This is a genomic window from Micromonospora echinofusca (genome assembly GCF_017614955.1).
Taxonomy (GTDB): Bacteria; Actinomycetota; Actinomycetes; order Mycobacteriales; family Micromonosporaceae; genus Micromonospora; species Micromonospora echinofusca_A.
On the sequence record NZ_WVUH01000330.1, the window covers coordinates 1 to 7884 of the forward strand.

6 protein-coding genes are annotated in these 7884 nt (G+C 72.9%); 3 read left to right on the forward strand and 3 right to left on the reverse strand.

Going from position 1 to position 7884, the window contains the following annotated elements; genetic code table 11:
* Positions 1–32: 32 nt before the first annotated feature.
* The 3 genes from GSF22_RS27310 to GSF22_RS27320 all read right to left on the reverse strand — a co-directional run bounded on the left by GSF22_RS27310 (position 33) and on the right by GSF22_RS27320 (position 5654).
* Positions 33–1061: an ABC transporter permease gene (locus GSF22_RS27310; RefSeq protein WP_208816609.1), complete on the reverse strand. Its 1029-nt coding sequence runs from the start codon at positions 1059–1061 to the stop codon at positions 33–35.
* Between the two features lie 5 nt (positions 1062–1066).
* Positions 1067–1978 carry a ribokinase gene (locus tag GSF22_RS27315; RefSeq protein WP_208816610.1) on the reverse strand — a complete coding sequence of 304 codons (912 nt, stop codon included), beginning with the start codon at positions 1976–1978 and terminating at the stop codon, positions 1067–1069.
* 499 nt (positions 1979–2477) lie between these two features.
* Entirely contained in the window at positions 2478–5654 is a 3177-nt protein-coding gene (locus tag GSF22_RS27320; protein ID WP_208816611.1) for a non-ribosomal peptide synthetase, read from the reverse strand.
* 194 nt (positions 5655–5848) lie between these two features.
* On the opposite strand from GSF22_RS27320, the gene GSF22_RS27325 reads away from it, so the two are divergent.
* From GSF22_RS27325 to GSF22_RS27335, 3 genes are all read left to right on the forward strand, one after another.
* The gene (locus GSF22_RS27325) at positions 5849–6664 is read left to right on the forward strand and encodes a thioesterase II family protein (protein WP_208816612.1); all 816 of its coding nucleotides are present in this window, start codon (positions 5849–5851) and stop codon (positions 6662–6664) included.
* 70 nt (positions 6665–6734) lie between these two features.
* A complete protein-coding gene (locus tag GSF22_RS27330; RefSeq protein ID WP_307804370.1) occupies positions 6735–7472 on the forward strand; it encodes a thioesterase II family protein in 738 nt (245 codons plus the stop codon).
* Positions 7469–7884: AMP-binding protein (locus GSF22_RS27335; RefSeq protein WP_208816613.1), on the forward strand; the 416-nt coding region annotated here is incomplete at its 3' end. The genes GSF22_RS27330 and GSF22_RS27335, both read left to right, overlap by 4 nt.

A 7884-nucleotide genomic window follows, 5' to 3' on the forward strand; every position in this document is an offset into this window, starting at 1 on the left:
GGGGGAGTGCTGCGGGGCGCGGACCGGGGTGGTCACCGGCGCCCGGAGCGTCTGCGCAGCCAGGTGTCGGCGGCGACGGCGAGGATGATCACCGTGCCGGTCGCCACGGTCTGCCAGAACGAGGAGATGCCGCGCAGGTTGAGGATGTTCTGCAGGACACCGATGAAGGCGACGCCGATGACGGTGCCGAGCATGGTGCCGGAACCGCCGAACAGGGCCGCACCGCCGATGATCACGGCGGAGATGGCGGTGAGTTCCATGCCGGTGCCGGTGACGCCCTGCACGTAGGACAGGAAGGACAGGCCGAGTACGCCGGCCAGCCCGGCGAGCGTGCCGGAGAGGGTGAACGCGGCGATCTTCACCCGGCCGGTGTCGATGCCGCACAGCCGGGCGGCCTCGGCGCTGCCGCCGACGGCGTAGGTGTTGAAACCGTAGCGGGACCGGGACAGCACGATCGTGCCGAGGACGGCGACGAGCGCGAAGATGACGAGCTGCATCGGTACCAGGCCGAAGAGCTTGCCCTGACCGAGCAGGTTGAACGCGGCGACGTTGGGGTCGCTGGCCGGCAGGGAGATCGGTGAGCCGCCGCTGAGCAGCAGCGTCACGCCCCGGTAGACGCTCAGCGTGCCGAGCGTGACGATGAACGAGGGGATGCCGAAGCCCACCGTCATCAGGCCGTTGACCAGGCCGGCGAGCGCACCGGCGGCGATCCCGCCGAGCGCGGCGACCGGCCAGGCGACGTCGGAGGTCATCAGCAGCCCGCAGACCACGGCGCCGAGTCCGTAGATCGAGCCGACCGACAGGTCGATCTCGGCGTTGATGATGACGAAGGTGACGCCGACGGCCATGATGCCGATCTGCGCGATCTGCTGGCCGACGGTGAGGAAGTTGTCGGTGCCGACGAAGCCCGGCGCGATCAGGGTGCCCAGGGCGAACAGCACGACGAGGGCGAGGAAGGTGCTGGCCTCGCGGGCGTGCAGGAAGCGGTGCAACGGGGAACGGGCGCGGGGGGCGGCGACCGCGTCCACCGCCGGTACCGCGCGGGTGGTCATCTGGGCCATCAGTCTCATCTCCTCAGCAGGGCCGCGACGTCGTCCGGACGGGGCAGGGCGGGGATCACCTCGGCGACACCGACGGCGTACGCGCCGGCCGCAGCGGCGTAGCGGACCGCGTCGGTGAGGGTGTCGCCCCGGGTGAGGGCGACGGCGAGCGCGCCGGTGAAGGCGTCACCGGCGCCGGTGGTGTCCAGGACGTGGCCCACGGGGACCGGGTCGACGCGTACCCGTTGCCCGTCGTGGTCGACCAGGGCGCCGTCGGCACCCAGGGTGAGCACGATCGTCCCGGCGTAACGGGTGCGCAGCAGGTCCACCAGTTCGTCGCCGGTCGCCGGATCGGCCGGGTCGCGCCCGGTCAGCACCCGCGCCTCACTGGCGTTGGGGGTCAACACGTCGATCCAGTCCCAGGCCTCGTCGGGCAGGGCGACCGCCGGGGCGGGGTTGAGCAGCGTCCGGACGCCGTGCTCGTGTGCGGTACGCAGCGCCGCGACGGCGACCGGCAGGGGAATCTCCAGTGACACCACCGCCAGGTCGGCGGCGGCGATCCGGTCGGCGAAGCCCTCGACGTCGGCGGGGGTCAGCTCGTCCAGCGCGCCGGGGGCGATAGCGATCCGGTTCTCGCCGTGCGCGTCGACCAGGATGACGCCGACCATCGTCGCGGCGTCCGTGGTGCGGACCCCGGTGGCGTCGACCCCCTCCTGCGCCCAGAGTTCCCGCGCGGCGGTACCGAACTGGTCCCGGCCGACTGCGGTCAGGAGGCTGACCTGCGCACCGAGCCGGGCGGCGGCCACCGCCTGGTTGGAGCCCTTGCCGCCGTGGCCGGAGGCGAACCGGCCTCCGGAGAGGGTCTCCCCGGCGACCGGCACCCGGGGCACCCGCATGGTGAGCCCGGCGCCGTAGCTGCCGATCACTGCAATCTTCATCCTGGCCCTCATGTTCATGGACAACCATGTACAACTGAGGGGACGGTATGGACCGCGACCACGCGGTGTCAAGAGCTCCGCAGGTGATCGGCGGAAACATTTCGGCAACGACGGGTGATCAGATGGCCGCAGTGTGCACCATATAGTCCGTTTTTATGGAGCGGGGTCCCGTTGGTTCGTCACGGAAAGGAGTCGGTGCGGCGGGCCGTCCCCGTGCGGGCGACCCTGGCGCCGCACCGGCCGGTCACCGGGTGTCACCCACCGGCCGCAGCCACCGGCAGGACCTGCGGGGGTGGCCCCCTGTTCGCCGCCTGTCGAGCTGCTCCGGATGTGCCAGCACGCGACCAGCGACCGTCCTACCGGACCTGCAGGTTGGCGCCGTACCTCACGGGTCGGCACGTACCTCACGGGTTGGCGTACCACCTCGCTGCCAGCACGGATGGAGCAGCTCGACAGGCGACGAACCAGTGGTCCGACGCGCGAGTGCGGCCGGCAGCACCTACCGGAGGGCCCCGGCGTCCAGGACGTCGAACTGGCCCAGCCGGGTGGCCGGGTGCGACACCGCCTGCTCCAGCAGTCGGCCCAGGGTCACCGCGAGGCGCTCCACCGTCTCCCGGCGGTACCGGTCGGCGTGGTACTCCAGGCAGCCGGACACCCCGAGGGGCTGGCCGTCGGCGTCGTGCCGCGACTCGAACCGGAAGGTCAGCTCGAACTCCGGGCCGCCGGTGCTGACCGGTGCCGTCGTGACATCCAGTCCGGGCAGGACGAGATCGGGTGCGACCGCCGGTGGCGTGGCGACCATGACCCGGGCCGGGGGCTGGCGGTGGACCGCACGTACCGGATCGAGCAGCTCCACCAACCGTCCGAACGGCAGGTCCTGGTGTCCGGCGGTGGCCAGCTCCGCAGTCCGCACCCGGACCAGCAGCTCCGCGAAGGTCGGGTCCCCGCCGGTGTCGACCCGCGTCACCACCGTGTTCCCGAACGGACCGACGAGGGGTTCCAGCACCGGATCGACCCGACCGGGGACCGTCCCGGCGATCGCCAGGTCGGTACCCGCACCGAGCCGGGTGAGCAGAGCCGCCACCGCCGCCCTCAACACCATCGCAACCGTGGTACCGCTGGCCCTGGCCAGCCCGGTGAGCCGGACATGCAGGTCGGCGTCGGTGTCCAGCCGGACCGGGTCACCGGGCACCTGCGGGCCGGCCGGCCGGTCCCGGTCGACCACCGGCAGCGCCGGCTCCTCCGGCAGACCGTCCAGGTGACCGCGCCAGAAGGCGAGCTGCCGCCCCGCGAGGCTGTCCGGGTCGTCGGCGTCGCCGAGCAGATCCCGCTGCCAGTCGGCGTAGTCGGCGTACTCGACCGCCAGCGGCTGCCAGTGCGGCGCCCGGCCGGCGAGCCGGGCACCGTACGCCTCGGCCAGATCCCGCAGCAGCGGCTCCCACGACCACTCGTCGGCGGCGATCCGGTGCAGGACGAGCAGCAGCACCGAGCGGTCGGCGGCCACCGTGAACAACCGGGCCCGGACGGCCGGCTCCCGGCGTGGGTCGACCGGCTCCCGGGCGGCGCTCGTGACGGACCCGTCCAGCTTCTCCGCGTCCACCTGCTCGACCACCAGCAGCGCCCGGAGCGCCCCGGCGTCCACGACCCGGGGTAGGGGCGCCCCGTCGTGCTCCGCGAACACGGTACGCAGCACGGCGTGCCGGCGTACCACGTCGGTCAGCCCGGCACCGAGCGCCGCCACGTCGACCCGGCCGGTCAGGTGCAGCGCGTACGACACCTGACCGGCCGGCGGGCCGCCGGGCCGCCGGTGCCGGGACCAGAGCTGCTGCTGCGCGTACGACAGGGAGACCGTGGCCGGGTCGGCGCGTCGGGTCAGCGGGGGACGTCCGGCCGTGCCGGTACGCGTCGCGGTGAGCCCGGCGACGGTGGGCGAGGCGAACAGCTCCTGGATGCCCACCTCCAGACCGAGCACCGCCCTGATCCGGTTGGTCAGCCGCACGGCGGAGAGCGAGTGTCCCCCCAGGACGAAGAAGTTGTCGTCGCGCTCCACCGAGCTGCGGCCGAGCACCTGGGCGAAGACCTGGCAGAGCAGCTCCTCCACCACCGACCTCGGCGCGCGGCCGACACCCGCCGCGAACACCGGATCGGGCAGCGCCGACCGGTCGAGTTTCCCGTTCACGGTACGGGGCAGCGCGTCCAGGGTGACGAAGGCCGCCGGCACCATGTAGCCGGGCAGGGCCCGCGACAGCTCTCCGTGCAGCTGCTGCTGATCCGGTGGGTCGACCCCGGCGGGTACGACGTACCCGATGATCGCCTGTTCCCCGGTCGGTAGCGGCCGGAGGGCCACGGCGGCGGCGCGCACCGCCGGGAGCCGGACCAGCGCCGCCTCGATCTCGCCGAGTTCGACCCGGAACCCCCGGATCTTGACCTGGTTGTCGGCCCGGCCCAGGTACTCCAGGTCGCCGTCCGGCCGGCGCCGGGCGAGGTCACCCGACCGGTAACCCCGGACCGGCCGTCCGTCGGCGCCGGTCAGCTCGACGAACCGCTGCCGGGTCAGCTCGGGTTGCGCGTGGTACCCGAGCCCGACCCCCGGCCCGGTGACGACGATCTCGCCCACCTCGCCGGGCGGTACCGGCCGGAGCTGGTCGTCGGTCAGCAGCAGGTCCGAGTGCGGCAGCGGTACCCCGATGAGGCTCGCCCCCTGGTGCAGGTCGGCCTCGCGGATCCGACGGTACGACGCGTGCACGGTCGTCTCCGTGATGCCGTACATGTTGATCAGCTCGACCGTTTCGTCGCCGTACTTCGCGGCCCACGGTGCCAGGATCGCGAACCGCAGCGCCTCACCACCGAACACGACCCGACGCACCGACAACCGGTCGTCGTGCCGCTGCTCCTCGGCGACGAGTTGCTGGAAGGCGGTCGGCGTCTGGCTCAGTACCGTCACCCGCCGGTGCAGCAGCAGACGCCGGAACGCGGCCGGATCCCGGGCGACCAGTTCCGGTACGACGACCACGCAGCCGCCGTACAGCAGCGCTCCCCACATCTCCCAGACCGCGACGTCGAACGCGAAGGAGTGGAACATCGACCACACGTCGTGCTCGTCGAACGCGAAGAGGGAGTCCGTCGAGCCGAACAGGTGCAGCACGTTGCCGTGCGAGATCCGTACCCCCTTGGGCTGGCCGGTCGTCCCGGAGGTGAAGATGACGTACGCGCAGGCGTCCGGGTCCACCGACGGTGCGTGGTAGCGGAGGTCCGCCGGCCGGGGCCCGTCCAGTCGGAGTACCGGCGTGCCCGGTGGCAGGCTGTCGCCCAGGGCACCGGTGGTGACGACGAGGGCCGGTTCGGCCACGTCCAGGATGCGCGCCAACCGGGCCGGCGGGTTCGCCGGATCCAGGGGAATGTACGCGCAGCCCGCCTTCAGCGCGGCGATCGCGGCCACGACCAGGTCGACCGACCGGGTCAGGAAGATGCCGATGTGCGACCCGGGATCGACCGCCCCGGCCTGGATCCGGGCCGCGACCGTCTCCGCGGCCCGGTTCAGTTCGGCGTACGTGAGCACCCGATCGTCCGAGACGACAGCCGTCCGGTCGGGATGACGGCGTACGGAGTGGGCGAAGCCGGCCAGCAGGGTGTCGGCCCCGCCGCCGACCCCACGGCCCGATGGGGTAGGTGTCACCGGCAGAGCATCGCGTCGATCCGCCGGACTGTCTTCAACCGACGGTGGAGATGGTCCCACCGGCCTCCACCAAAGTGGACGGCGCCCGGCCCGGGCGGGCCTGCCGGTTCCGGCCTTCCACACCGGTTCCACGGCGCTTCCACAGCCGGGTGCTTCACTGGCCGGAGATCCATTGATGAAAGCGAGTGTGCCGGATGGCGCTGGAGCCGATGACGCGTGGGCTGTGGCGGTACCGCAGCGGCGCGGGTGAGCCCGGCGGCCCTGCCGCGCGGACCGTCGTGGTGGCGCCGTACGGCGGTGGCAGTGCCTATTCGGTGTACGACCTGCTGCCGCACCTGACGGATGCCGGCGACGAGACACTCGTCCTCCAGTACCCGGGGCGCGGACCACGTATCGGCGAGCCACTCCCCGGCAGTCTGCACGAACTCGCCGACCAGATGGCGGCGGAGATCGACCGGTACGCCACCGGCGCGCTGGTGCTCGTCGGGCACAGCCTGGGCGGGCTGCTCTGCTTCGAGCTGGCGCACCGGCTCACCCGTGCCGGCCGCCACGTGGCGCTGCTGGTGATCTCCTCGGCCCAACCGACGGCGTCGACGACGCTGTCCGCCGCCGAGATCTCCGCGCGCGACGTCGCACAGTGGGTGGACGTCCTGCGCGCGGAGAACGCCATCACCGACGAGGTCCTCGACAACCCGGAGATGCTGCGCCTGGCGATCCAGGTGATCCGCGCCGACACGCTGCTGGTCGCAGGGCACGTCGGGTCACCGCAGCCGTTGCGCTGCCCGATGTTGGTCGTCGGGGGCGACGCCGACCCCGACATCACGGCCGAGCACCTGCGCGGCTGGTCGGACCTGACCCTCGGGCCGGCCACCACCGTCCTGCTGCCCGGTGACCACTTCTACTACCGCGACCGGGCTGCGGAACTCGGCGACCTCGTCCGGCGGCAGTTGTCCGTGGGGTGTGGGACCGGCCCGGTACCGATCGGCCCGACGCAGGGAGACGACAGTTGACGAACACCTTCGACGACCCGGCCACCCGGACCGACCTGCGACCGGCCAGCCCGGCACCGGGGTCCGGGTCGTGAAGCGCCACCGCTGGCTGCTGCGCGACCCGTCCGAGGAGTCGACCGGCCGCATCTTCTGCTTCCCGTACTCGGGCATGGGCGCGTCGATGTTCAACCGGTGGCCCCGCTGGATCGACGGGGTCGAGGTGTGCCTGGTGCAGCTTCCGGGCCGGGAGAACCGGGTCCGTGAGCCGCACTACCGCAGTTACCCGGAGCTGGCCGAGGTACTGGCCGACCAGTTGCTCCCGCTGCTGGACCGGCCGTTCGCCTTCTTCGGGCACTGCGCCGGTGCGTTGCCGGCGTACGAGACGGCCCGTCGCCTGCCGCTGCACCGCCTGCCGGCGCCACGCAGCCTCGTGGTCTCCGCCCAGGTCGCGCCGCACCACTGCCCGCACGACCGGTTCCTGACCCTCGACGACGCCGAACTCCTCGACGAACTGGCCGCCCTCGCGGTACGACGGGGCGGACAACCCGATCCGGCGATGCTGGCCCTGAGCATGGCGGTCCTGCGCGCGGACCTGGAGGCCAACCGCTACTACCGGCTCGACGAGCCGGCACCGGTGGCGATGACCGTCTCGGTGCTGCACTGGGCCGACGACCCCGAGGTCACCGAGGCGGAACTGCGGGGCTGGGAACACTACGGCGACGACGTGCGGTTCGAGGTCCTCCCGGGGGGCCACTACGACTTCCTGGCCGCACCCGGGCCGCTGCTCACCCTGCTGTCGGCGCAACTACAGGAGCGTGCCCCGCGATGATTGACGAGCTGTTCCGGCAGGTCGCCGCCCGGCACCGCACCCGGACCGCGGTGCGGGCCTGGGACGGCGAGCTGACCTACGACGAGCTGCACCGGCGCGTCGACCGGCTCGCCCACCGGTTGCGGCAGGCCGGCACGGTGGAGGGTGCCGTGGTCGGGGTGCACCTGCCCCGCTCCGCCGCGGCCGTGGTCGGCCTGCTGGCGATCCTGCGGGCCGGCGCCGCCTACGTCGCGCTCGACGAGCGGTACCCGCCGGAGCGACGCGACGCCATCCTGCGCGACGCGGCCGTCGACCTGGTGCTCACCACGGCCACCGGGGCGTCCGCCCTGCCGCCCGGGTGCCGGGCCCTGGTGGTGGCGGACACCGACGCCGACGACGGGCCGGCCGGTTCCCCCACCGCCCCGGTCGGCCC